Below are 1,764 nucleotides of genomic sequence, written 5' to 3' on the forward strand. Positions count from 1 at the left end.
CTCATCGCCAACCGTGGCGAAATCGCTGTCCGCGTGGCCCGAGCATGTCGGGATGCCGGGATCGCGAGCGTTGCCGTGTATGCGGAACCGGACCGGGACGCTCTGCATGTCCGTGCGGCGGACGAGGCGTTCGCGCTGGGCGGTGACACCCCGGCCTCCAGCTACCTGGACTTCGCCAAGGTGCTGCAGGCCGCCAAGGACTCGGGCGCGGATGCCGTCCATCCGGGCTACGGCTTCCTTTCGGAGAACGCGGACTTCGCCCAGGCCGTGCTCGACGCGGGCCTGATCTGGATCGGCCCGCCGCCGCAGGCGATCCGTGACCTGGGCGACAAGGTCGCCGCCCGGCACATCGCGCAGCGCGCGGGCGCGCCGCTGGTGGCCGGTACCCCGGACCCGGTGTCGGGTGCGGACGAGGTCGTGGCGTTCGCCCGGGAGCACGGTCTGCCGATCGCGATCAAGGCCGCGTTCGGTGGCGGCGGGCGTGGTCTGAAGGTGGCCCGGACCCTCGAAGAGGTGCCGGAGCTGTACGAGTCGGCGGTCCGTGAGGCGGTCGCCGCGTTCGGCCGCGGTGAGTGCTTCGTGGAGCGTTACCTCGACAAGCCCCGCCATGTGGAGACGCAGTGTCTGGCCGACTCCCACGGCAACGTGGTCGTGGTCTCCACCCGTGACTGCTCGCTGCAGCGCCGCCACCAGAAGCTGGTCGAGGAGGCCCCCGCGCCGTTCCTGTCCCAGGCGCAGGTGGACGAGCTGTACGCGTCGTCCAAGGCGATCCTCAAGGAGGCCGGCTACGTCGGCGCCGGCACCGTGGAGTTCCTGGTCGGCATGGACGGCACGATCTCCTTCCTGGAGGTCAACACCCGTCTGCAGGTCGAGCACCCGGTCACCGAGGAGGTCGCCGGCATCGACCTGGTCCGCGAGATGTTCCGTATCGCCGACGGTGAAGCGCTCGGCTACGGCGATCCCGCACTGCGCGGGCACTCCATCGAGTTCCGTATCAACGGCGAGGACCCGGGCCGCGGTTTCCTGCCCGCCCCCGGCACCGTCACCGCCTTCGCCGCCCCCTCGGGCCCCGGCGTGCGTCTGGACGCGGGCGTGGAGTCCGGCTCCGTGATCGGCCCGGCCTGGGACTCCCTGCTCGCCAAGCTGATCGTCACCGGCGCCACCCGCGAGCAGGCCCTGCAACGCGCCGCCCGCGCGCTCGCCGAGTTCCAGGTCGAGGGCATGGCGACCGCGATCCCCTTCCACCGCGCGGTGGTCACCGACCCCGCCTTCGCCCCCGAGCTGACCGGCTCGGATGCCCCGTTCACGGTCCACACCCGGTGGATCGAGACCGAGTTCGTCAACGAGATCAAGCCGTTCACCGCCCCGGCCGACACCGAGAACGACGACGAGCCCGGCCGCGAGACGGTGGTCGTCGAGGTCGGCGGCAAACGCCTGGAAGTCTCCCTGCCCGTCTCGCTGGGCATGTCGCTGGCCCGCACCGGCCTGGCCGCCGGCGCCAAGCCCAAGCGCCGCGCCGCCAAGAAGTCCGGCCCGGCCGCCTCCGGCGACACCCTCGCCTCCCCGATGCAGGGCACCATCGTCAAGGTCGCCGTCGAAGAGGGCCAGGAAGTCAAGGAAGGCGACCTGATCGTCGTCCTGGAAGCCATGAAGATGGAACAGCCCCTCAACGCCCACCGCTCCGGCACCGTCAAGGGCCTGAGCGCCGAGGTCGGCGCCTCCGTCACCTCCGGCGCCCCCATCTGCGAGATCAAGGACTGACGA

General features: G+C 71.3%; 1 protein-coding gene. It reads left to right on the plus strand.

Annotated elements, in window-relative coordinates:
- Nucleotides 1-1,761 (plus strand): acetyl/propionyl/methylcrotonyl-CoA carboxylase subunit alpha (locus tag ACF07B_RS42915; RefSeq protein ID WP_392182944.1); only part of this gene is annotated, 1,761 nt, incomplete at its 5' end.
- Nucleotides 1,762-1,764: the final 3 nt, after the last annotated feature.

The sequence above is a fragment of the Streptomyces sp. NPDC015532 genome, from assembly GCF_043078065.1.
Taxonomy (GTDB): Bacteria; Actinomycetota; Actinomycetes; order Streptomycetales; family Streptomycetaceae; genus Streptomyces.